This is a genomic window from Rhizobium sullae, assembly GCF_025200715.1.
Lineage (GTDB): Bacteria > Pseudomonadota > Alphaproteobacteria > Rhizobiales > Rhizobiaceae > Rhizobium > Rhizobium sullae.
On sequence record NZ_CP104143.1, the window covers coordinates 736,256 to 757,490 of the forward strand.

Annotated in this window: 21 protein-coding genes; 11 read left to right on the plus strand and 10 right to left on the minus strand. The window is 61.1% G+C overall.

The annotated features are described in order from the left end of the window. Positions 1 to 58: 58 nt before the first annotated feature. Positions 59 to 952 (minus strand): LysR family transcriptional regulator, encoded by an 894-nt coding sequence (locus tag N2599_RS03660; RefSeq protein ID WP_027507533.1) that lies wholly within the window; start codon positions 950 to 952, stop codon positions 59 to 61. A gap of 131 nt (positions 953 to 1,083) precedes the next feature. Between N2599_RS03660 and N2599_RS03665 the strand changes: the two genes are divergently transcribed. Continuing rightward, positions 1,084 to 2,754 carry a carboxylesterase/lipase family protein gene (locus N2599_RS03665; RefSeq protein ID WP_084606362.1) on the plus strand — a complete coding sequence of 557 codons (1,671 nt, stop codon included), beginning with the start codon at positions 1,084 to 1,086 and terminating at the stop codon, positions 2,752 to 2,754. 27 nt (positions 2,755 to 2,781) lie between these two features. Continuing rightward, the gene (locus N2599_RS03670; RefSeq protein ID WP_425327145.1) at positions 2,782 to 3,351 is read left to right on the plus strand and encodes an AAA family ATPase; all 570 of its coding nucleotides are present in this window, start codon (positions 2,782 to 2,784) and stop codon (positions 3,349 to 3,351) included. Between the two features lie 7 nt (positions 3,352 to 3,358). Here the strand turns inward: N2599_RS03670 and N2599_RS03675 are convergent, their stop codons facing one another. Next, positions 3,359 to 4,288, minus strand: coding sequence for a LysR family transcriptional regulator (locus N2599_RS03675; protein ID WP_027507530.1), 930 nt, complete (start codon positions 4,286 to 4,288; stop codon positions 3,359 to 3,361). Between the two features lie 99 nt (positions 4,289 to 4,387). On the opposite strand from N2599_RS03675, the gene N2599_RS03680 reads away from it, so the two are divergent. Both N2599_RS03680 and N2599_RS03685 read left to right on the plus strand, forming a co-directional pair. After that, on the plus strand, positions 4,388 to 5,275 hold the full coding sequence (locus tag N2599_RS03680) for an NmrA/HSCARG family protein (RefSeq protein ID WP_027507529.1): 888 nt from the start codon (positions 4,388 to 4,390) through the stop codon (positions 5,273 to 5,275). A gap of 90 nt (positions 5,276 to 5,365) precedes the next feature. Beyond that, positions 5,366 to 5,599 (plus strand): hypothetical protein, encoded by a 234-nt coding sequence (locus tag N2599_RS03685; RefSeq protein WP_027507528.1) that lies wholly within the window; start codon positions 5,366 to 5,368, stop codon positions 5,597 to 5,599. 68 nt (positions 5,600 to 5,667) lie between these two features. On the opposite strand, the gene N2599_RS03690 is transcribed toward N2599_RS03685, so the two are convergent. Both N2599_RS03690 and N2599_RS03695 read right to left on the minus strand, forming a co-directional pair. Next, positions 5,668 to 6,633 (minus strand): phytanoyl-CoA dioxygenase family protein, encoded by a 966-nt coding sequence (locus N2599_RS03690; protein ID WP_027507527.1) that lies wholly within the window; start codon positions 6,631 to 6,633, stop codon positions 5,668 to 5,670. A gap of 238 nt (positions 6,634 to 6,871) precedes the next feature. Then, positions 6,872 to 8,212, minus strand: a complete 1,341-nt coding sequence (locus N2599_RS03695) for an Ig-like domain-containing protein (protein WP_027507526.1) — start codon at positions 8,210 to 8,212, stop codon at positions 6,872 to 6,874. Positions 8,213 to 8,377: 165 nt separating this feature from the next. On the opposite strand from N2599_RS03695, the gene N2599_RS37570 reads away from it, so the two are divergent. The 3 genes from N2599_RS37570 (at position 8,378) to N2599_RS03710 (ending at position 11,562) form a co-directional block, all read left to right on the plus strand. After that, positions 8,378 to 8,737, plus strand: coding sequence for a class I SAM-dependent methyltransferase (locus N2599_RS37570; RefSeq protein WP_311319497.1), 360 nt, complete (start codon positions 8,378 to 8,380; stop codon positions 8,735 to 8,737). A 593-nt stretch (positions 8,738 to 9,330) separates the two neighbouring features. Next, positions 9,331 to 10,092 carry a TetR/AcrR family transcriptional regulator C-terminal domain-containing protein gene (locus N2599_RS03705; RefSeq protein ID WP_027507525.1) on the plus strand — a complete coding sequence of 254 codons (762 nt, stop codon included), beginning with the start codon at positions 9,331 to 9,333 and terminating at the stop codon, positions 10,090 to 10,092. Between the two features lie 372 nt (positions 10,093 to 10,464). Beyond that, on the plus strand, positions 10,465 to 11,562 hold the full coding sequence (locus tag N2599_RS03710) for a porin (RefSeq protein WP_027507524.1): 1,098 nt from the start codon (positions 10,465 to 10,467) through the stop codon (positions 11,560 to 11,562). A gap of 85 nt (positions 11,563 to 11,647) precedes the next feature. Here the strand turns inward: N2599_RS03710 and N2599_RS03715 are convergent, their stop codons facing one another. Further along, a complete protein-coding gene (locus N2599_RS03715; RefSeq protein WP_051336416.1) occupies positions 11,648 to 12,229 on the minus strand; it encodes a TetR/AcrR family transcriptional regulator in 582 nt (193 codons plus the stop codon). Positions 12,230 to 12,538: 309 nt separating this feature from the next. On the opposite strand from N2599_RS03715, the gene N2599_RS03720 reads away from it, so the two are divergent. The 3 genes from N2599_RS03720 (at position 12,539) to N2599_RS03730 (ending at position 15,051) form a co-directional block, all read left to right on the plus strand. Further along, entirely contained in the window at positions 12,539 to 13,150 is a 612-nt protein-coding gene (locus tag N2599_RS03720) for a TetR/AcrR family transcriptional regulator (RefSeq protein ID WP_051336415.1), read from the plus strand. A 77-nt stretch (positions 13,151 to 13,227) separates the two neighbouring features. Next, entirely contained in the window at positions 13,228 to 14,661 is a 1,434-nt protein-coding gene (locus N2599_RS03725; protein WP_027507523.1) for a methyl-accepting chemotaxis protein, read from the plus strand. A gap of 33 nt (positions 14,662 to 14,694) precedes the next feature. Beyond that, complete coding sequence (locus N2599_RS03730) at positions 14,695 to 15,051, plus strand: DUF1491 family protein (protein WP_027507522.1); 357 nt, start codon at positions 14,695 to 14,697, stop codon at positions 15,049 to 15,051. A gap of 223 nt (positions 15,052 to 15,274) precedes the next feature. Here N2599_RS03730 and N2599_RS03735 read toward each other — a convergent pair whose 3' ends face one another. Both N2599_RS03735 and N2599_RS03740 read right to left on the minus strand, forming a co-directional pair. Beyond that, on the minus strand, positions 15,275 to 16,288 hold the full coding sequence (locus N2599_RS03735) for a DUF2336 domain-containing protein (RefSeq protein WP_027507521.1): 1,014 nt from the start codon (positions 16,286 to 16,288) through the stop codon (positions 15,275 to 15,277). Between the two features lie 228 nt (positions 16,289 to 16,516). Next, positions 16,517 to 16,723, minus strand: coding sequence for a hypothetical protein (locus N2599_RS03740; protein WP_027507520.1), 207 nt, complete (start codon positions 16,721 to 16,723; stop codon positions 16,517 to 16,519). A gap of 515 nt (positions 16,724 to 17,238) precedes the next feature. Here N2599_RS03740 and N2599_RS03745 point away from each other — a divergent pair. Beyond that, complete coding sequence (locus N2599_RS03745) at positions 17,239 to 17,418, plus strand: hypothetical protein (protein WP_027507519.1); 180 nt, start codon at positions 17,239 to 17,241, stop codon at positions 17,416 to 17,418. A 9-nt stretch (positions 17,419 to 17,427) separates the two neighbouring features. Here the strand turns inward: N2599_RS03745 and N2599_RS03750 are convergent, their stop codons facing one another. From N2599_RS03750 to N2599_RS03760, 3 genes are all read right to left on the minus strand, one after another. Next, a complete protein-coding gene (locus N2599_RS03750; RefSeq protein ID WP_027507518.1) occupies positions 17,428 to 17,979 on the minus strand; it encodes a DUF1254 domain-containing protein in 552 nt (183 codons plus the stop codon). Then, positions 17,972 to 18,559, minus strand: a complete 588-nt coding sequence (locus tag N2599_RS03755; protein ID WP_027507517.1) for a DUF1214 domain-containing protein — start codon at positions 18,557 to 18,559, stop codon at positions 17,972 to 17,974. The genes N2599_RS03750 and N2599_RS03755 overlap by 8 nt, the downstream gene beginning before the upstream one ends. Before the next feature lie 393 nt (positions 18,560 to 18,952). Next, a complete protein-coding gene (locus N2599_RS03760) occupies positions 18,953 to 21,088 on the minus strand; it encodes a transglycosylase domain-containing protein (RefSeq protein WP_027507516.1) in 2,136 nt (711 codons plus the stop codon). Positions 21,089 to 21,235: the final 147 nt, after the last annotated feature.

The following is a 21,235-nucleotide window of genomic DNA, read 5'->3' on the forward strand; positions in this document are numbered from 1 at the left end:
GGTTCGGCGCCAAGGGCGGCCTTAGTCGTTAGCCAATCCGTCGCCGACGCGGACCAAATCACTTCGGATACCGCAGGGCCTCCACTACCAGTGCGAAGGCCGGCGAGTGTTGGCGGCGGCTCGGATAATAGAGGTGGTAACCCGGGAAGGGTGGGCACCAGTCGGACAGCACGCGGACGAGCCGGCCGTCGGCGATATAGTCTCGCGCATGGTCTTCGAGCATGTAGGCAAGGCCGAATCCGTTCATTGCTGCCCGCAGCCTTAGCCGACCGCTGTTGAAGACGAGACGGCCTTCGACGCGAACGTTCAGCTCGCGGCCGTCCTTCTCGAATTCCCAGATGGAAAGGCCTTTCGAAGTCGGCAGCCGGATGTTTATGCATTCATGCGCCGTGAGATCCTGCGGCGTGGCTGGAGGCGGACGCCGGGCGAAGTAGGACGGCGAACCAACCACTGCCATGCGCATATCAGGCGCGATCGGCACAGAGATCATGTCCTTCGCCACCTGCTCGCCGAGCCGTATGCCCGCGTCGTAACGGTCTGCAACAATGTCGACAAGCGACGGATCGGACGTAATCTCGATCCGTATATCGGGATATTCCTGCAACAGGCCTTCCAAGGCAGGCCAGACGATTGTTTCCGCGGCGTGTTCATTCGTTGTGATCCGAATGGTACCGGCGGGCTTATCCCGCAAGTCGTGCAAGCGCGCCAGCTCCGCCTCGATTTCCTGAAACCGCGGCGCGAGTGTCTGCAGAAGGCGTTCTCCGATCTCCGTCGGGGAAACGTTGCGTGTCGTGCGCGCCAGCAAGCGCATGCCGAGCCGATCTTCAAGGTTGCGGATCGTCTGGCTGAGCGCGGACGGCGAGACACCCAGCTTGATCGCTGCCCTCGTGAAACTTTGCTCCCGAGCGACCGCCACAAAGGCCGCTAGCGAGTCATAACCGCCGTTTTCCATTGTTTAGAATTCCTAACAAGTTCATGCCGATTGCAGGATCTAATCAACGTATATCGAAGGCTCTACTTTCGGGACAAGCGGAATATCCATGTCCGGACATTCGGGCAGAAAGCTTCGTCACGGAGGACGCCATGAATTTGAACTCCCTTCCTCACCCGAGCAGACGCCAGTTCCTTTCCGCCGCGGCGGCGGCCCTTGGATCGCCGGCCCTGTTTGCCGCGGGCCGCGCGAAAGCCGCCGAACCGGCAGCTATAAGGATCGCGAATGGCATATTGCGCGGTGTGCATGACAACGGGGTCTTCAGTTTCAAAGGCGTTTCATACGCCGCCAACACGTCCGGAGCCAACCGGTTCAAGGCCCCGCAGCCGGTACCGAACTGGAGCGGTGAATTTGATGCAACACGCTATGGCGCGCTCAGCCCGCAAGTGCGAACGACTGTGGGCGAGGGCCCGATGTTCGAATGGTATGACCAGAACGAGCCGCTCGGCGAGAACTGCTGCGTTTTGAATGTCTTCACGCCCGGCCTCGACGCAGGCGCGCGCAGGCCGGTGATGTTCTACATTCACGGTGGCGGCTACATCAACGGGGGCGGTGGCGGTGCAGGCCTTGACGGCACGAACCTTGCCAATTTCGGGGATGTCATCGTCGTGACGATCAACCACCGGCTGAATGTCTTCGGCTACACCAATCTCTCCCACCTGGATGGCGAGAGCTTCGGGGACGCGGCCAATGCCGGCCATCTCGACATCGTCGCGGCCTTGAAGTGGGTGCGGGACAATATCAGCGTCTTTGGAGGCGATCCCGGCAACGTGACCGTTTTCGGGCAGTCAGGCGGCGGATCGAAAATCATGATCCTTCTCTCGATGCCGGAGGCCCGGGGTCTCTTCCACCGCGCGATCAGCATGAGCGGCGCGGCTGGCCTCATTGTCGACGAGGCTTCGATGATGGAGCCTTATGTCAACGCGTTGGTCTCGCAACTCGGTCTCGGCAGGGACAACCTTTCGGCCATCCAGGATGTCCCGTTCGGAACCCTGCTCGAAGCACGGACCCGGGCCGTGTCCAAGTCGGGCCTCGAAGGGGCGCGGCCCGTGATCGACGGCCGGCACATCGTTACGCGGCCCATGAGCCCGGATGGCCTGGCGATGCATGCGAAGGTGCCGCTGCTGCTGGGGTCGACCAAAACCGAATCCACCCTGTTCTTCATGAGCGACATGCGCAATTTCGAGCTGACCGAATCGCAGATGCGTGAGCGGATGCGCAAGGTCTTCAATGTCGATGACGCGAAGATCGGCGCGATCATGTCGGCCTACCGTAGGACCGATCCGGACATGACGCCGTCGGACATCCTGGTCGCGGTCGCGTCCGACGTGCAGTTCCGACTGCCGCTTACGACCGCAGCCGAGACGAAGTCGGGCGTCGAGGGGCAGTCCCCCGTTTACATGTACAGCTTCAACTGGGCGATTCCGTTCCAGGGCGGCGTCCTCGGGTCACCACACGCGGTCGACATTCCCTTCGCATTCGGAAACGTCGACAAGGCTGGCGCGATGGCCGGACCGGGCGCCGCACCGATTGAGACCTCCCTCAACATGATGGCGGCCTTCGTCAGTTTCGCCCGCTCCGGCAATCCCAACAACGCCCGGATGCCGGAATGGCGTCCCTACGACAGCAAGACGCGTACGACGATGCTGGTCAATGCCACCTGCGAGGCCGCGAACGATTACCGGGGCTCGGCGCGGCTTGCTGTCGCGGATTTGAAAATCGACCCGTTCAACCGCGCGGCGCTTTATCGCTACGAGGCGTGACGCCTCGACCCGCTTGCCGGCCTTTGAATGATCACCCCGTCATGCTACACCGCGCGCATGATCGATCACGCAGGCGAAGTTCTGATCCTGACCGGTGCGCCCGGATCGGGAAAGACCACCACGGCACAGGCGCTCGCAAATCAGCCCGGCTCGTCCAAGGTGCATCTCCACTCCGACGATTTCTGGTGTTTCATCAAGAACGGCGTAATCGCGCCCTATCTGCCGGAAGCGCGTGAGCAGAACAGGATCGTGATCGATGTACTTGCTAAGGCGGCCGAAGGCTATGCCAGAGGCGGCTATTACGTCATCCTCGACGGCATCGTCGGGCCCTGGTTCCTGGCGCCCTTCAGGGCGCTTTCCGTACCGCTTCACTACGTCGTCCTGCGTCCAGCGCTCGACGACGCGATCCGGCGCTGCAAGGCGCGCGGCGGTGATACGCTGGCCGATCCCGGGCCGATTGCAGAGCTGCACCAGCAGCTCTCCTTGCTGGGGGAGCTGGAACGGCACGTTCTTCCGGTAGAGGGGCTGAGCCGCGAGGACGTGCTGCGCCAGGTGATCGGCGTGGTGGAGAGCGGAGAATTCCGCCTGGCGCCCTGAGCCGGACTTAGCTTGATACGGCCGTACCCCTGCCATTCTCATTCTCGCTGGCTCCGGCAGCACTCAATCGCTCCGCCGCAAGCTCGATGAATGCCTTGACCGCAGGCGAAAGGTGCCGGCTGCTCGGGTAGACGGCATAAAGGCCGCCGGCCCGCGTCGTGTAATCGCCGAGAACGCGGCAGAGCCGCCCGTCCGTGATGGACGCTTCGGCCATCCTGTAGGGCAGCTGGGCGATGCCGTAGCCAGCAATCGCCGCGGCAATCACCGCCTGCATTTCATTGGCGGCGAAGCGTCCGGACACCATGACGCTTTCCTCGCCATGCGGCCCCTGCAAAACCCAGTGCGCATTGGTCGTCGACGGGCCTGCGATGACGCAGTGGTGGAAAGCAAGGTCCGCCGGCGCTTCCGGCACGCCAAGGCGCGCCAGATAGTCCGGGCTGGCGCACAGGATACGATGCGTCGAGCCGAGCTTGCGGGCGATCAGCGTCGAGTCCGGGAGGATGCCGGTGCGGAAGGCGAGATCGATGCTGTCCTCGACGAGATTGAGCCTGTCGTCGGTCAGGCGCAGTTCGACCATGGTTTTCGGATACATCGCAAGGAAGCCGGACACCGTGCCGGAGAGGAAGCTGCCGAAGCCGACGGGCGCGGATATCCGGATCGTTCCCGATGGCTCCGCCCGCGCTTCCGCAAGGCGCAGGTTCGCATCCTCGATCGTCCGCAGCGCCTGGCTGCTCCGCTCGTAGTAGAGACGTCCCGCATCCGTCACGCTGAGGCTGCGCGTCGTACGCTGGAGGAGACGGATGCCCAGCTCGCGCTCGAGCGTGGCAATGCGGCGGCTGACCGTGGTCTTGGGCATGCCGAGCAGGCGCGCGGCGCCGGTGAAACTGCCGGCTTCGACGACGCGGGCAAACACCAGGATATCGTTGAGATCGAGCATTGTGCCACCTTTGGGACGATGTTTTCCAATTGTAGGCCATTATGGATCAATGTGACAGACACTAACTTTGCTCGATCGGAAACGAAAAGGAGCAGACACATGAACAACAAACGAAGCGTTCTGGTTACCGGCGCCACCGGCCAGCAGGGAGGCGCGGTTGCGCACGCACTCCTTTCGAGAGGACATCGCGTCAAGGCGCTGACCCGCAGGGCGGACAGCGATGTGGCGCGGCGGCTGGCATCGGCCGGTGCTGAGATCGTGGTGGGCGATCTCGGCGATGCCGCCTCGATCGTGAAGGCTGCAAGCGGCGTCGACACCATGTTCCTGATGGGCAACAGCTACGAGGCCGGGGTGGAGGAGGAGACCCGCCAGGGCATCATTGCCGCCGATGCGGCGAAGGCCGCCGGCATAGGGCATCTGATCTATTCGTCCGTTGCCGATGCTGACAAGAAGACAGGCATCCCGCATTTCGAAAGCAAGTATCTCGTCGAAAAACATGTGGCCGGGCTCGGCATTCCCTACACGATCAGCGCGCCGGTCGCCTTCATGGAGAATTTCGTCGCGCCGTGGTCGATCGGCGCGCTCGGCCAGGGAACGCACGCTTTCGCGATGCCGCCCAAGCGCGTCCTTCAATTGGTCGCCCTGGCGGACATCGGGGCTTTCGTCGCGGCCCTGGTCGAGCGGCGCGAGGAGGTGTTCGGCAAGCGTTTCGATTTCGCCGGTGACGAATTGTCCGGCGAGGCGCAGGCGAAAATCCTCTCGCAAGCCATCGGCCGTCCGATCAGCTATCAGGAAATCCCGATCGCCGTCGCCCGCCAGCAAAGCGAGGATGTTGCACTCATGTTCGAGTGGTTTGACAAGGCCGGATACGACGCCAACATCGCCGCCTTGCGTAAGGATTTTCCCGAGGTCCGCTGGCACGGTTTTGCCGATTGGGCGCGCGAGTTCGACTGGAGTGTCCTTGAACGGACGCCCGCTGCCCGCTGAGTTCTCCTAGACATCGCCGGGCGATGCCGGTTGCAACAGCAACCGGCATCGTTCGTTTCCGTCGCGGGCCATTTGCGGTATATTAACTAGATGGAACGCCGGTACGCCAAATGGATCGCAACGCTATTGCTTGTGGCTGCAGGGAGCATCGCCGCGGCGCACCCGGACTCGCGCTGCACCTGCCGCAACCGCGACGGCATGAAGTACGAGCTTGGCGAGATCGCCTGCATCAGGGTGGGTGGGGCGTCCTATCTCGCACGCTGTGAAATGGAGCTGAACGTCACGACCTGGCGGAAACTGCGCGACGGCTGCCCGACGGCCTGAGCCGCGGCGGCGGATATCCGATCAGTCAAAAGCCGGCCCAACCGGACCGGCTTCGGGATCCGTAGCGGTTACCTGATCACCGGCTCGCCGTGATAACGGCGCTTTGACGGCTTCGATACGCCGAATCCCACTTCCATCATCAGGCGCGGCGTATGCTTCGCGAGCGTTCCCATATGGAAGCCGAAGGGGTCCTCGACGAAGCCGGTGCCCGCCTTTCCGGTCAGCGTGACGGCGCTCTCCTTGCCGTAGAAGTTCAGCACGTCGTCGGCCGAATGCCCGACGAGCAGCGTCAGTTGGTGCTTCATCCGGCGGCGGTTATGGCTGCCGCGAACATAAACATGCGGACCGGCATCCGCATCGACGTCGGAGAGGTAGAAGAAGAACTTCAGCATCCGCCAGTCGTCGAGATCGAAGTGAAATTTGAACGAGGCGCGGCTGAGATCGGCTTCCGAGGCGGATTTCGTCGGGAAGCTCCACCATGTCCGCGTGGTGATCAATTTCGCCTCGCCGCCGAGATAGCGCCGGGCGATATCGAGGAGAAGGGGGTCTTGCTGCACGGCGACCGCCGCCTCGCATTGCAGAACCCGTTCGAAGTGATGGCCGCTCAGGATGGTGCGCCCGAAGCGGCGTTCCGCTTCGGCATGCTCTCCGGCGAGAAACTCGAGCTTGCGCTCGAAATTGCCAAAACACGGCGTCTCGTGCCCAAAGCGGGCGATCTCCTCCTGGACGTCCGCCGGCAGCGTGAGGCCTGTGAAGATGCCCGTTCGTCGCAATTCCGCGGCCGCTTCATCCGCCCTGATGTCGCCGAACATCGACGGTGCTACTGTTGCCGAAGACGGAACACGTCGGGCGGTGAGCCAATGTGCCCGGCGGAACGGCATCGTGCGGGCGAGCAGGAACATCGGCAGCCAGGCGGGATTTTCCTTGAGATCGGTTAAATAGGTTGGCACGCGAGCCGCCATGCGGCGAAGGGGCCCGCCGGTGCGGGCAATGGCTTCGAGGTCTTTCGGCTTGGATTTGGGCGTATCAAGCATCTGACATCCTTATTCGAACGGTTTCCCATGAAGTTTTCCCCGCGGCACCCGAGCTTACGCTAGACGGATTTGGGTCATGATGCAATGCAACATGGCAATTGCAGTCTGTGCTATGTTTTATAACCAATTGAATAAGTTAACGAATTTCGGACGCTGAGTCTCGGAAAACAGCGATGTTGCCCACTATGCATGTGGCAACATGAGGGCAGCGTGCCGATTTCGAAGCCGGTTGGAGCGCCTAGAAGAAATGAAAATCGTCAGCGGCAAGCGATGTGCCGTGGCTCACGGCCGCAAACGCCACGGCCGCCGCATCGCCGCTCCCGTCGGAATCGAAGAGCAGGCGGCCGGAGCACGTGTCGTAGAGGATGCGGTCGTCGTCTTCCAGCGCGGCTCTGCCTTTCACGAAGGCCCCCGGGTCGAGCGTTCCGCCCGCGGCCCCGGTAAAGACGGAGCTGTCCAGCCGCAAGGTGTCGTCGGCGGAGGCGAAGTCGAGGATCCTGTCGCAGTTCGCCCGGCCGGGCCTGGTGTCGAAGACGAAGATGTCGTCGCCTGCCCCGCCGGAGAGGATGTCGCGGCCGGTTCCACCGTTGAGAGTATCGTCGCCTTCACCGCCGCGCAGGCGGTCCTCGCGCGCGCCGCCGTTGAGCAAATCGTCGAGCCGGCTGCCGGTGATCCGGTCATTGCCGCCCATCGCGGCGACGAGGACCGAGTGATCGTAGGCTTCATAGCTAACGACGTCTTTCGCGTCGGTGAGCGCGATCTCTTCGGCCGGCGGGACGACCGTGATGGTGATCGTCGCCAGATTGCTGTTGCCCTGGCCGTCGGTGGCGTAGACCGAGAAACTGTCGGTGCCTGTGAAGCCGGCGGCTGGAGAATAGTCGAAGAGGTTACCGTTCAGGTAGTCCTGGTGATAATGCAGGCTGCCCACATACTGGCCCTGGTGAAAGGGATAGTAGCCTGCTTCGTAGAGCGTCTCCTGCTGCAGCGTGCCATGGTCAGGCCCGTCCACGACGACGAAGCTCAACAGGTCGAAATCGGCGTCCGCCGCGCTGAACTTGACGTCGTCGAGCGATTGCCCCGGCGAAAGCATGAAGCTCAGGTCGGCAGCGGTGGGCGCATGATTGACGAAGGTGTCGGGCTGCAGCGCACCGCCTTCCAGAACGATCTGGTGCGGACCGTACTGGGTGTTGTCGCCGCCGAAATATTCGTTGGCGCCCTGCCACGTCACCACGATGTCGTCGGGGCTTTCGGCGGTGATGGAGATGATCTCGGTCGAAAGATAGGCCGCCTGATCTGACAGCGTGCGGATATAGCGGCCCTCGTTATCGAAGACGAAGGTTTCCACCGTTGTGAAGATCTCGGTCCTGCCGTCATTGGTGAAGGTGGTCACGGTAAAGAAGCCGTCGAACACGTCGACCGAAGCAAGATCGACCCAGCCGTAGGGGTAATCCGTATGCGCGGTCCCCGGCCCAAGGACGACGCCGTCCGTTTCCGCTATACTGAAGAGGATCGCATCGGGGCTCTCGTTGTTGACGTCTTCCCATACGCTAAGCTCGCTGCCATTGCTCAAAGTGGGCATCGTATTTTCCTTCGTTGCAGGGAAAGGGAAACGGTTCCGGGACATCTTTACGGAGAGGCAGGATAGCCCGACGCACAGGGTGATCAAGCGCGGCGATCACGCCGACGCTTCCTTCGGCACGCGCGCTCGAAATCTGGTAAATTTTCTTCCTCGAAAGGAGTGGATATGTCCACAAGTGACCGGCAAGCCCATTGGCAGACTGTCTACACGACAAAGGCGGAGACCGAAGTTAGCTGGTACGAGGATGCGCCGGACCTCTCGATGGTTCTGCTGCGCCAGGCCGGGTTGACGTCGGACATGTCCGTCATCGACATCGGCGGCGGGACCTCGCGGTTGGTCGATGCCCTCGTGGCATCCGGCCAGGCCCATGTCAGCGTTCTCGATCTCTCCGCAGCAGCCCTCGAAACGGCCAAGGCGCGGCTGCCGGGCGCCAAGCAGGTGCAGTGGATCATCGCGGACGTGACTGCATGGATGCCCGCCCGCCAATATGACTTCTGGCACGACCGCGCCACTTTCACTTCCTGACGGAGGCGGCCGACCAGCAGGCCTATGTTCGCGTACTGGCGCAAGCTCTCAGGAACGGCGGCAAGGCCGTGATTGGCACCTTTGCACCTGACGGACCGGAAAGGTGCAGCGGCCTGCCGGTTGCCCGCTACGATGCCGAAAGCCTGCAGGCCGTTCTCGGCAGTGGGTTCAAGCTCGCCGCAACTTGCCGGCATCAGCATAGGACCCCACGGCGATCGGTGCAGCAGTTCCAGTTTAGCACATTCGAGAAGTTTGCTTAGATCGCAGCACCCACCGATTTCGCAAGCACGAACGGCCTGCCGGAAAACAGCGAAAGCTCTGCGATTTGATCACTTCGCGTGCGGGCTTCGCACCTGCAAGAAAAATGCTGCGACAACGTGCCTGCTGGGCCTTGAAATTCATTAGGGCAATATCGAAATGTAATTTCGATTGTCAGTGGCCGCTGGTTTCGGGGGCGAAAAAGCGCGCTAAAGACGGCGGTCAATCCGCTCGAAAGATACCATACGTATGGTATCTTTTCTTGCTCGATACCGCTCGCCGGGCCGGCCTCATAGCCGGTCTGGCTGGAGATTTTGCCTGTCGGGATAGTTCGAATGTTGTTCGAAGATTCCGGCAATGCCATACCCGAAACACATATTGATGATCGTGTCATGTATAAATCAATCGCCTCCCTGAGCAGTGCGGACAACCCGCGACTCTACAAGGTCCTTTTCGACCATTTCTCGTCCCTCTACCCGGCAATCGCCAAATCGAGCGCGGCCGAGTTTCACTTGGGGGGCGATCAGACTTTTCGGCTCCTTCGAGGGTCGAAGGATATCACCTTCGAGATTGTCTATTCCGACATTTCCCGGTTTGCCTCGATCACCCGATCGTTGAATTCACGGGCAAAGAAATACATCAAGGGTTTTGCTCTTCAGTGGAACACCTCGCGCATCCCGCCTCCACGGGAGCTTCTTCAGCTTCCGCGTCCGCTGGATGAAACGCGGGCTCCCGACGATGTGCTGATGATGATCTTCCATCTTGATCAGGCCGACCAGGTCGAAGCTGAACGAAAGATCATGGCATGCATCGGCGCGCTCTATCCCTCCGGTCCGCGATTGCAGGGGGACGACTATAACGGCCAAAAAGCGATAGCGCAGCTCGCGGACTGGCTGTCGTTCCAAGACGCAAAACACGTGCTTGACATCGAAGATCCGGACCACGCGGCAACGATGCTCATCTCGATGATGTTTGGGGGAATTGCATCCCGCATGACTGCAGGTGGCGGCTTGCCGGACAGATCGAGCCTTATTGGTTATCTCAAGGACTGCATCCATCTCTTCGTGAGAGGTTGCCGCTATAAGGAGGCCGCCTGACCGGAGGAGCCGGACATGGCGCTGCCGACGGCCGTTCACCTTCTTTCGTGAGCCGCCGTGCGCTTGGCTTTCCTCTGTTGGAATCTCTCTTAGCGGTATCTTGAAGTTGCCCAGGCCCCGGCAATCTTGATGGTGAATCGTGGCTCGGACGGGCCTGATTGTGGCAAAAATACAACGCCCGCCGGTTCGAGCTTATTTTTGGTACGAAGACGTTTATTAAATAATTGACGGGCTGGCGCATCGCCTGTTCTAAAGGTCGCGTTGCCGGGGCAAATCGCCCGGTAACTCCTGGCGGACTGAAATTTCAGGGGACCGCATCCATCGCGCTAGCAAGAGCCAACCTTGGGGTTGGCCTCTGGAACGGAGACAAAAATGAATATTAAGAGCCTTCTTCTCGGCTCCGCTGCTGCTCTCGCAGCAGTTTCCGGTGCTCAGGCCGCCGACGCCATCGTCGCTGCCGAACCGGAACCGGTTGAGTATGTCCGCGTCTGCGACGCTTACGGTACCGGCTACTTCTACATTCCGGGCACCGAAACCTGCCTCCAGATCGGCGGCTACCTCCGCTTCGACGTCGGCTTCGGCTTCGGCGATGCACTCGACAACAATTCCTCCGAGGACTGGGATGCCCGCACGCGTGCGCACATCAACGTCGTCGCAAAGAACGATACGGAATACGGCACTCTCACGAGCGCGATCATTCTTGAATCCAACTTCCGTCCGAATGGTGTAGACAGCGACGCTCGCACGGCTGGTGCATCTTCCACGTTCGGCGGTTCTCAGAACAGCACGGTCATCGACGAAGCTTACATCGACCTCGCCGGCTTCCGCGTTGGTAAGTTTGCCAACTGGTGGGATGACGACTTCTCGGGCGAAACCGACATCATGACGACCCTCGATGGTTCGACGAAGCAGAACTCCATCCGATATCAGTACGACGCTGGCGACTTCTATGCCGGTATCGCTCTCGAAGAACTCGTTCAGACGGACGGTGGAAACGCCAACAACCTCGGTATCGACGGTTCCATCGGCGGTAAGCTCGGCGGCTTCACCTACGCGGTTCTCGGCGCTTACGACACCGACGCCCAGGAAGGCGCCGTACTCGCAAAGGTCGGCGTTGACGTCGGCCCGGGCACGCTCTCGGTTGCCGGTATCTACTCCACGGGTCTGGGCGATCAGGGCTTCAACGGCTATTACGACGCCGGCGAATGGTCCGTTGCTGCTCAGTATGCGCTGAAGGCAACCGACAAGTTCACGGTCACGCCTGCTGTTCAGTACATCGACAACATCGATGCCGACGCTGACGGCAGCTGGGACAGCGGCAACGAGATTCGCGCCGGCGTTACGCTCGACTACAAGATCGTAGAGAACCTTTCCACGAAGCTCACCGCAACCTATGTCAAGGACGACCACGACAACGCGGCGGATCAGGACTGGGTCGAAGGCTTCTTCCGCCTGCAGCGCGACTTCTAATCGAAGAGATAAAACTGATCAGCTTGACCTCCGATCAGTTTCGAGAGGAGAGCCCGGTATCCCAGCCGGGCTCTCTGTCTATTGTTTAGACATACAATCCCTTGGCGAAGATCTTGAGGCTTGAGCGAAGGTAGGCTTTCGTTCGCGTGGCGCGTTCCGCCAAGCCGGTGCCGGCGCGGTCGATGCTCAAGCTCCCGAAGACGATGCCGATCAGCATGGTGGCGGCGGCGTCCGCATCGACAACCGTTATGCGGCCGTTTCGCCTCAGCTGCCGGAACCACTCGGCGAGCTTGGCATGCGCGACGCTGAAATCGTCCCGCAATTCGGCGACCTGTTCCGCCGCTTCCCAGCCGACCTCTATCATGAAGTAATCGTTCATGCCGGCCGCATCCAGCGCACCATCCTCGTCGATAAAGAAGATACTGGCGAGCCGTTCCTCCAGCGGCAGCTGGTCATCTATTTCCGGTATGAAGAAAATCGAATCGCTTCGCGATTTCAGTATATCCCGCAGAAGGTCGGCTTTTCCGTCGAAGAACTCGTAGAAGGTTCTTTTGGAGATGCCGCATCTGGCCGCAATCACGTCAACCGTCGTATTGATGTATCCGTATTCGATAAAGACATCGCGCCCCACGCCGATGATCTCATCTCGCCGCTGATCAGCGTCCACGCTTTTAGGGCGCCCGCGCGGCCTCTTTACATTTTCCCCAGCTTTCGAACTCACGATCCCTCATCGCCTGTATTTTTTATCCCGGCCCCGCACTGATACATGAACCGTCGTGGCGGGTACAGGCATCCGGACCCTCTCGCCCGCACGCGCCGCCTTTCTCGCCCAGCTCACGCATTGTCACCATTGCGTTACGGCCTCAAGCTTCTCAAAAGAGTTTGCCCGAAGCAACACAGATGTTATTTTATCCGGCACACATTACCATCGCGCGGAGCACGTTGTGATTGCGTGCGGGGGGGCAAGAGATAGACGATGGAAAGTTCATACAGGCGCAGGAAGCAGCCGGAGCTGGTCAAGCGGACCCTGATAGACGAAGCGGCAAAACTGGCCGTGCGGGAAGGGCTTGCCTCGGTGACCGTTCAGGCTGTATCGGACGCTGCGGGCGTGACCAAGGGCGGCTTCATCCATCATTTTCCGAGCAAGAAGGATCTGATCGACGCCGTCTTCGGAGAACTCCTTGAAGCGATCGATGACGATATCGATACACGCATGGCCAAGGACCCGGAGCCCTATGGCTCGTTCACCCGCGCCTATATCGACTCGGTCTTCGAAAATAACCTCTGCGCCAAGGGCGGCCAATGGGCGCCCCTGACGATTTCGGCGCTGACGGACCCGTATCTGCGCGATCTCATGGCAAACTGGGTCGAGGAACGGGCGCAGCGCCACAACGATACCGACGGCGATACGCGCCTCAAGATCGCCCGCCTGGCCGCCGACGGCATCTGGCTTTCCCATCTCTACAAGATCAAAATCACCGATGCAAAAAACCTGAGGTCTGAGCTTTTGGCAACCACCGGGAAGCCGGATGCGCAGCACAAGAACGAGGACGTTTGCCCTGATTCAAGCGTGCGCCCTACAACCTAAGTCTAAACCGCCGCCTTCGTTTGCAACTTATTAACCATATTACCTGAACCTTCTCTAATCTACTGGAGGAGCCGGTCATGTATGCGCTGAAGACGGTGGAGGTCGCCGATGAACCGGAAGGGCACGACGCGGAGGCGTTGCGCCACGTCCTGTCCCGGCTCGCGGAAGAGGCGTCCACGCTCGGCATCGATCTCGTCGATATCGCCGGCGCCATCCAGGACATGGCGGCGATGTCGGCGCGCCATGCGACGGCATTCGACGACGTGACGCGGACGGCACTTTCGATCGCCGAAACGAACCGGGAAGTTGCCGTGTCGCTTAGCGAGACGGACCGCACGACGGCCGAGGCCCGGCACATGCTGAAGGAATCGGCCGGCCGGCTTTCCGGCTCGATCGAGGAAATCGGTCATATGGTGCGCTCCTCCGAGGAGATCAGCGCCGAGATCAATACCTTTTCGAAATCGCTTGCCGACGTCGACAAGGTTGCCGCCGAGATTAGCACCATCGCCCGGCAGACGAACCTTCTGGCGCTCAACGCAGCGATCGAAGCAGCACGCGCCGGCGAGGCGGGCAAGGGCTTTGCCGTCGTCGCCTCCGAAATCCGCGCGCTGTCGCTGCAGACCTCCAAGGCGACCGGCTCCATCCAGGAAACGCTGGACGAATTGCGCATCAAGATAGACCGGCTCTCGGCGGCAGGCAGCGGCGCGCGCGAAAGTGCTGCCGGCGTCAAGGACAAGTCGGAAGCGATGCGCGGCGCATTCGGCAACATGGAGCATGTGATCACCCGGATCCTCGACAGCTCCACGGTCATGGCAAAGACAACCGAGGCCGTCGACCAGCAATGCGCCGGTTTCGTCGCCCAACTCGGCGAGATGTCCGCCGAAGTGCTGAATTCCAACGTCAAGCTCCAGCATGCCGCAAAGCGCGTCGACAGCGTCGTCGGCCTTTCCGAGAAGCTGGTGCAGCTGACCGCGAGCGCCGGCGTGGAAACCTCTGACAGCCTCTGGATCGCCAAGGCGCAAGCCGTGGCAGGCGCGATTTCCGAAGCCTTCGAGCATGCTGTCGTCGAAGGTCGGATTGGCTTCGAGGCGCTCTTCAACCGCCAATACCGGCCGGTCCCGGGCACCGATCCGGTGCAACTGATGGCGGCTTTCACGGAACTCACTGATCGCCTGCTGCCGCTGATCCAGGAACCGGTAGCGGCCTCCGACAAGCGTATCGCCTTTTGCGCTGCCGTCGATGAAAACGGCTACCTGCCGACGCATAACCGGAAATTCTCCGAACCGCAGCGGCTGGGCGATACGGTGTGGAACACCGCCAACTGCCGCAACCGGCGCATCTTCAACGACCGGGTCGGGCTTGCCGCGGGCAAAAGCACCGCACCCTTCCTCGTGCAGACCTACCGCCGCGATATGGGCGGCGGCAATTTCGTGATGATGAAGGACATCTCCGCCCCGATTATCGTCCGCGGACGGCATTGGGGCGGGCTGAGGCTGGCGGTAAAGGTCTAGCGTTGCCGCCGCCGCTTGCCCTATACGGGATCAATGAGACTTCGCACCGACATCTTCGTTTCCGCCCTCGTGCGCCGCGTTTTTGCGCGCGGTGATTTCGCTGCTGTCGAGAAGAAGGGGGCGGAGGCGGCGGGCGCCATCTTCATCCGCCAGCATTTCCGCGACGGGCTCGAAACGCTCTACGCCCCTGCGCCGCAAAGTTTCTTTGACGAGGAGGACAGCGGCATGCGTCTTTTCGAAATCAGGCTCGAGAAGGCGGAGGCCGAAAAGGTGCGCGAACTGCTCGATCGCGAGCGAAAGTTCGACCCGGACCTCTGGATCGTCGAACTCGAAGCCGATGACGTCGCGGAGATCGTTCCGCTGGCGGACGAACGGAAGAACCCGCTTTAGACCTCCGGTCTTCGGTAGCAGTGCCACCAACGTGAGCCCCGCCTGGAATCCGTCACCTTAGGGCAGCTGTCGGCCCAAGCACGAAGCCGCTCGCGCGGCACTGGCGCCCGTGGTGAGGGGGCAGCAATGATCTGAACGTCGTGCATGTGTGGGTTTGCAGTCCTGGCTCAGGATTGGAGTCTTCTCAATCATCAGACAGGAGGTTCCCAAGCCCGTAAAGTTCCTACCGGCGGCCGACCATCCGGATATCGCGCGCCGGCGGCATCTGGCGCACGGAAGCGGCGGGCTGCTCGGCCGGCGCCTGGTCTTGCGGCTTGTAGGTATAGCTGTCGGCGCGGCGCCAGGCTTCGACCCGCTGATGGCATTCTTCCGGATCGAGCGCATCCAGTACCATCCAGGCGCGGGTCACGTTGTGCTGTGGCTCGGCAAGATGCGGGTACAGTTTTTCCAGCACGAAGACGGTATCGAGAAAGCCCATGCCGAGGCTGGTCAGTGTCGTTGCGAGCTGCTGGCCGGAGATATCGAGCATGATTCGCTCGGCAAGCCAGCGGCTGGTGGAGAGCGCATCGGCAAGTGCCGTCGCGAAGGGCCCAGCCTCCCGTGCACGGGCGAAGCGGACGAGCAACGCCTCCTGGATGCCGGACAGCGTGCGCAGTCCGAGGCGGTCGCCGTCGTTGCGTCCAAGATGTCCTGCAAGACCCTTGATCCTTTCGCGCATCGCCTCTTCGCTGGCGATGCGTTCCGCGAATTCGGCGGCTTCCATCGAGGCAGCGGTCGGCGGCGGCGTAAGCGGCTCGGCCGGTTCTTCGGAAATGGCTGCAGGCGCACTCTGACGCAGCGCAACGAGGGCGTCGATGACCTTCGGTGAAAGGCTGTCGCGGCTGACGATCGCCCTGGCATGTGCGGCGCCCTGCGACCGCGCGATAATGATCAGCGTATCGTCGTCGATCGCCTGCGAGGCCGTCAGGAACGGTGCGGCGATCGCGATCGGCTGGCTACCGATGAAGAGGGCAACCGCCGGCGGCATATTCTCGCACTGGGAAAGTGCTGCAACCGCCTGGCGGCGCGCTTCGTCGGAGGAGGCCTGGAAAAGCGGCATGAACAGTTCGGCGAACTGGCGCAGCTCGGATCGCGTTGGATGCGCCAATCCTTCGAAGCTGCTGATGGTCGCCATCAATACCACATCCTTTTTCCGGATGGCCAAGGGGCCTTCTAGGTCTCGAAACCGGTCACGCACACGAACACCCTGGAAACGCGGAACTTGGGGCTTCCATGCGCTGGCGGAACGCACATCAACCCATACGAAGATGAACAAATCCTACACCGGCAGGGTTAACGGTTGCTGAAGATTTTAGTCAAATGCGAGACGATGGTGCACGCATGGCGTGCACCAGGAGGGGTCGCCAGCGCAACGAAAAGCACCTTGCGGCGGCAAGGCGCTTGCGAACGTTCCCCTGGGTGCAATTCAAAGACCCTTGTGCGAGCGCATGGCCGCCAGCAGCTTTTCGTTATCGGTATGGCCTGCCTGGTAAAGGTCGAGTGCGGCAGAGGCGGCAAATCGCGCTTCCGCACTTTTGATGTCGATCCGCTTTTCCGCGCACCACGCGTCCAATGCGCATCTCAGCACATCGAGGTCTTCCGGGGAATATGACGAGTTCAACAATAAAGACATCATCTGCCCTCCGTTCTTACGGCAAGAGCATGCATGGTCTCCCAACCGGCCGTTGCCCTGAAACTCGACCGGCAAGATAACGATACGCCCAAATGGGACGACTACAATTAATATTTTTGTGACGTAAATATGCAACAGGCGACGCTTCCGGCATTTTGGGTGACGCACTCTTTCAAGTCATTGAAATCGATGGAAAATTATAATTCTGTTTTTGTTTGACGCGGCTTGAAACCAAACGGCCGGTAACGGCGTTTAATAAGCGGTGTCGTGCAGACGCCGCGAGCCTGAAATATTAGTAAACTGTTAACTATCGTGTGTCTCAATTCGGATAGGAACGGCGCGATTGAGTGCTTCAGTCGTCAAGATTCCGCTTCACGGTCGAATAGGTGCCGTGAGAAAGGCGCGAATGCCCTCGGTCTGGAATATTCCGCACCGCAGGACGCGCTGGCCCGCGCAGGCGGGCAGGGTGAAATCCGCTCACGTTCATCCGTCTCGGGCAGTGCATGGAGACGAGAATGGCCATAGTAGTCGCATTGGCGGACCGGCGGCCGCGGGCGCCACGCCGCAGGGAGAAGAAGCCGGTCAAGGCTCAGATTCTGCTGTTCACGGGCGTGCGTTACGAGCGCCTTCCGGAGATGCCGAAGCACCCGGCGCAACGCGCATCGCGTGTGGAGAACCGCGTCGAGAACGAGTGAGGCGACGCCTCAGTCGACGGGTGCATAGGCCTCACAGCCAGCGCCCGCGAGGAAGCTTCTGGCTGCCTCGTCGAAGCTTGCCTGCGGCGCAAGCGTTCTGAGCACCGCATAGCCTTGCGGATGGGGCATTTCGACCAGAATGGTCGGCTGCAGCTCCGCTGGCAGGGATTTGCGCAAACCGGTCAGCTGGATCGGCGTTGCGACAAGAACATCCAGCGCTCCCCCCACAGACGTCCTGTCATTCATGCTGAATACTTCGTTCGACGCACCGTCATAGACGGCAATCGACCAGAACGGCACGTTGCCTTTCGCCGTGAAGCGCACCGGATTGTTTTCCAGATCGAAGGCGCAGACGGCGGTGCGTACGAAAGGATCGCTGCTTGAAAGCCCCGCATCGTCGTTCTGCGCCGACAGCAGATAGAAACGGTTCGGACTACCCTCAGCAAGTACCCGGGTCTGCGCGTCCCTGCCGGTATAGTGCGGCAGCGCGAGAATAATGACGAGATGCAGCAGTGCGGCGCCGAAGAGGCCGGCCAGGATCGCGAATATCAGCCTAAGCATTGCCGCATCCGATCTTCGTAAGCTTCGGCATGGCAAGGTCAATGACGCCCGAACTGCCGGCAGTCGGCGTGTCGAAGAGCGTCAGCACCAGCCGGAACGTGCCGGCAGCGGGTAGCGCCAGCCAGTTGCCCGGTTTTGCATTGGCGGAAATGTCGATCGTGAAGCTGCTGTCGGCCTGGCGGAGCACCGTCCAGGAATTCAGCGCCGCAGGCAGTCCGGGGCGCACTGAGGCGGGATTGCCGCTGTTGTCCGATGTGAACAGCGTCCACAGCCGGGCAGGCGGTGTCTGGCCGCTGATGCGGTAGCTGCAGGTCGCGTTCAGCCGGTCGCCACTGTCGTCGACGCTTGCCGTGAATGTCAGTCCCTCGGCGCTGCCATAAAGCAGCTTGCCGGCGCGGGCGCGGTGGGATTTCGCGTAAGGATCGGCATCGGCCGTCTGCAGCTCGGGAAAGGCCTCCCAGGCCCCGAGCTTGAACGCGCCGAACCCTTGCGTCGCGTCGAGCGCGTAAAGCGAAACCACGATCCCGCCGCCGAAAGCGACAATCAGCGTGATCGCGATAAAAAGCGGGAATCGAAACACTGCATGCCCTTGGAAACAAATCAGGTGAAAGGGTTAGCATTGTTTCCGGCAGGGTGGAATGGTGCGGGTGAGGGGCGCGGCGGAATATGGGCTGGAGGATCGGAGTGATAGGCCGCCTGCTGGGGTTTTGGACTGTGCACTGGTATCTTCATGGGCTACAGGGCAAGATGCAGGCCGATTGTTTGAGTCTTCTCGGCTTGCGGACCCAAGCCGGTTGGATTCCTGTGACGAGCTCAGGAACGAGGAGTATCAGGCAAGCGCTCACTTCTTCAGAAGCGTTACGTCCGCAGCGACGTTGCTGTTTTCGCTGCGCTTCCCCCAATTTCCCTCATTCCCGTGACAGGTACAAAAATGAGGGCAAACACGCCGCCACCATCAGCCTTGCAGTGAAACCTACCCCGCGCTCGCCACTTTCTGCGCTTCGAGCGGCGGGGCGGATTTCAGTTTTTCGCCGAGGTCCTTGAGCATCCTGGTCGATTCCACCGAGAGCATGCGGGGGCGGATAAGCTGGGGGATGCTGTCTTCGGGTTTGGCGGCGGTCTTGGCTGTGTCCTTGGCCGGCGGTGCCGGGGTTTCGACGCCGGGAATGGCGCGCTGCACGATGCCTTGGTGGGCGTAATCCATGGCGCGTTTGAAGGTCATGGCCGGAAGCGAACCGCCGGTCATGTTGTTCGTCGAGGTGTAGTCGTCGTTGCCGAACCAGACGGCACAGGTGTAGTTGCCGGTGAAGCCGACGAACCAGGCGTCGCGATAGGCCTGCGTCGTGCCGGTCTTGCCGCCGGTGAGGATGCCGTTGTCGAGCGCTGCCTTGCGGGCGGTGCCAAAATAGGGGATGCGGGTCAGCATCTGGTTCATGTAGGTGTCGGCTTTTTCTGACAGCACACGCTTCGGAGCAGGTTCGTCGCGGTCGAAATCGTAGAGCACGTCTCCGCCGTAATCGAGGATCTGCGCGATGCCATGCCGGCGAGATTGGTAGCCGCCTGCCGGAAACACCGCATAAGCCGTCGCTTGGTCGAGCACGGTGACTTCCGACGTACCGATGGGGATCGTCACGTCGTTGCGCACCGGCGATTCGATGCCCATCGCCTTGGCCATGGCGCGGATCGGCTGGATGCCGAGCTTGTCCTTGGCAAGCCGCACCGGGATCGTGTTGATCGATTGCGCGATCGCCGTTTCGAGCGTCACGCGGCCGGCATAGCGGTTAGCATAGTTGTGCGGGCTCCAGTTGCCCCAGTAAATCGGCGCGTCGACGATGGTGGTCTGCGGGGTCATGCCGCTCTCCATCGCCACCGCATAGGTAAAGACCTTGAAGGAGGAGCCCGGCTGGCGCAGCGCCCTTGTGGCGCGGTTGAACTGGCTTTCGCCGTAGTCCCGCCCGCCGACCATGGCGCGCACTGCGCCGCCGTTTTCAAGCATCACCATCGCGCCCTGCTTGGCATGAAAGGACTCTCCATATTCGCGCAGCGACGTCTCGACCGCGTCTTCCGCAGCCTTCTGGATGCCCATGTCGATCGTGGTGCGCACGATCAGCGAATGCTGGTGGAAGCGGGCGGCGAGGCGTTGCACCTCCTCGAAGGCCCAGTCGAGGAAGAAGTCGGGCGATTCCTGCTCGTTGCGGTCGACGATCGTCGCCGGGCTGCGGCGGGCGGCAATCACCTGGCCCTCGGTCATCAATCCGCTCTGGACGATATTGGTGAGTACTTCGTTGGCGCGGGCACGCGCCGCCGGCAGGTTGACGTGCGGCGCATATTTCGCCGGCGCTTTGAAGAGGCCGGCAAGCATGGCGGACTCGGCGAGGTTCACGTCGGTGATGTTCTTGCCGAAATAGAACTGCGACGCCGCCGCCGCGCCGAAAGTGCCGCCGCCCATATAGGCGCGGTCGAGATAGGTCGAGAGGATCTCCTTCTTCGACAGGTTGGCTTCGAGCCAGAGCGCCAGGAAGGCTTCGGTGATCTTGCGGTCGATCGAGCGCTCGTTGGACAAAAACAGGTTCTTGGCAAGCTGCTGCGTCAGCGTCGAGCCGCCCTGGACGACCTCGCCAGCCCGCGCATTCTCGCTCATCGCGCGGAATAGGCCGATAAAATCGATGCCGAAATGGTCGAAGAAGCGGCGGTCCTCGGTGGCGAGCACCGCCTTGATCAGCGAATCCGGCAATTCGTCGATCGGCAGCGAATTCTGATGGATGACGCCGCGGTGGCCGATGACATTGCCGTAGCGGTCGGTGAAGGTGACGGCGAAATCGCCGCGATTGCGCCAATCTTCCTTGGTAGCCTCTAGCGCAGGCTGGGCGAGGAGGAGCATCAGCACCGAACCGGCAGCCCCGAGCGTCAATGCTTCGCCGCCAAGTTCGAAGACGATGCGTTTCCAGCCGCGCACGCGGAAGCGGCGGAAGAAGATGGTGACGTCTTCCCAGATCTCGGCGGAACGGAAGCCGGCATTCCAGAGGCTGGAATCGATCCAGGAATCGATCTTCAGCAGGATGTGCCGGCTCTTGCGCGGGCGCTTTTCTGGATTGTCCGGATCCTGCACGTTCTTCTTCCCGCCCGATCGCGCTTGACGGCTGGCGAGCCAGGCGTCAGAGCACAGCCATCTTTCGGCACTGCGCTCTTCGATAAATGAAGGATGCTGAATAATTGGTTGATTTAGCGGCCGATAACAAGAGAATTGAAGGCGTCT

What these genes read in the sequence shown, in the direction of transcription:
- N2599_RS03740 (WP_027507520.1), bottom strand. Translation starts at nt 16,723, where the DNA reads ATGTCTTTATTGTTGAACTCGTCATATTCCCCGGAAGACCTCGATGTG.
- N2599_RS03660 (WP_027507533.1), bottom strand. Translation starts at nt 952, where the DNA reads ATGGAAAACGGCGGTTATGACTCGCTAGCGGCCTTTGTGGCGGTCGCT.
- N2599_RS03725 (WP_027507523.1), top strand. Translation starts at nt 13,228, where the DNA reads ATGTATGCGCTGAAGACGGTGGAGGTCGCCGATGAACCGGAAGGGCAC.
- N2599_RS03675 (WP_027507530.1), bottom strand. Translation starts at nt 4,288, where the DNA reads ATGCTCGATCTCAACGATATCCTGGTGTTTGCCCGCGTCGTCGAAGCC.
- N2599_RS03710 (WP_027507524.1), top strand. Translation starts at nt 10,465, where the DNA reads ATGAATATTAAGAGCCTTCTTCTCGGCTCCGCTGCTGCTCTCGCAGCA.
- N2599_RS03750 (WP_027507518.1), bottom strand. Translation starts at nt 17,979, where the DNA reads ATGCTTAGGCTGATATTCGCGATCCTGGCCGGCCTCTTCGGCGCCGCA.
- N2599_RS37570 (WP_311319497.1), top strand. Translation starts at nt 8,378, where the DNA reads ATGTCCACAAGTGACCGGCAAGCCCATTGGCAGACTGTCTACACGACA.
- N2599_RS03745 (WP_027507519.1), top strand. Translation starts at nt 17,239, where the DNA reads ATGGCCATAGTAGTCGCATTGGCGGACCGGCGGCCGCGGGCGCCACGC.
- N2599_RS03680 (WP_027507529.1), top strand. Translation starts at nt 4,388, where the DNA reads ATGAACAACAAACGAAGCGTTCTGGTTACCGGCGCCACCGGCCAGCAG.
- N2599_RS03705 (WP_027507525.1), top strand. Translation starts at nt 9,331, where the DNA reads ATGTTGTTCGAAGATTCCGGCAATGCCATACCCGAAACACATATTGAT.
- N2599_RS03720 (WP_051336415.1), top strand. Translation starts at nt 12,539, where the DNA reads ATGGAAAGTTCATACAGGCGCAGGAAGCAGCCGGAGCTGGTCAAGCGG.
- N2599_RS03665 (WP_084606362.1), top strand. Translation starts at nt 1,084, where the DNA reads ATGAATTTGAACTCCCTTCCTCACCCGAGCAGACGCCAGTTCCTTTCC.
- N2599_RS03695 (WP_027507526.1), bottom strand. Translation starts at nt 8,212, where the DNA reads ATGCCCACTTTGAGCAATGGCAGCGAGCTTAGCGTATGGGAAGACGTC.
- N2599_RS03730 (WP_027507522.1), top strand. Translation starts at nt 14,695, where the DNA reads ATGAGACTTCGCACCGACATCTTCGTTTCCGCCCTCGTGCGCCGCGTT.
- N2599_RS03670 (WP_425327145.1), top strand. Translation starts at nt 2,782, where the DNA reads ATGATCACCCCGTCATGCTACACCGCGCGCATGATCGATCACGCAGGC.
- N2599_RS03685 (WP_027507528.1), top strand. Translation starts at nt 5,366, where the DNA reads ATGGAACGCCGGTACGCCAAATGGATCGCAACGCTATTGCTTGTGGCT.
- N2599_RS03690 (WP_027507527.1), bottom strand. Translation starts at nt 6,633, where the DNA reads ATGCTTGATACGCCCAAATCCAAGCCGAAAGACCTCGAAGCCATTGCC.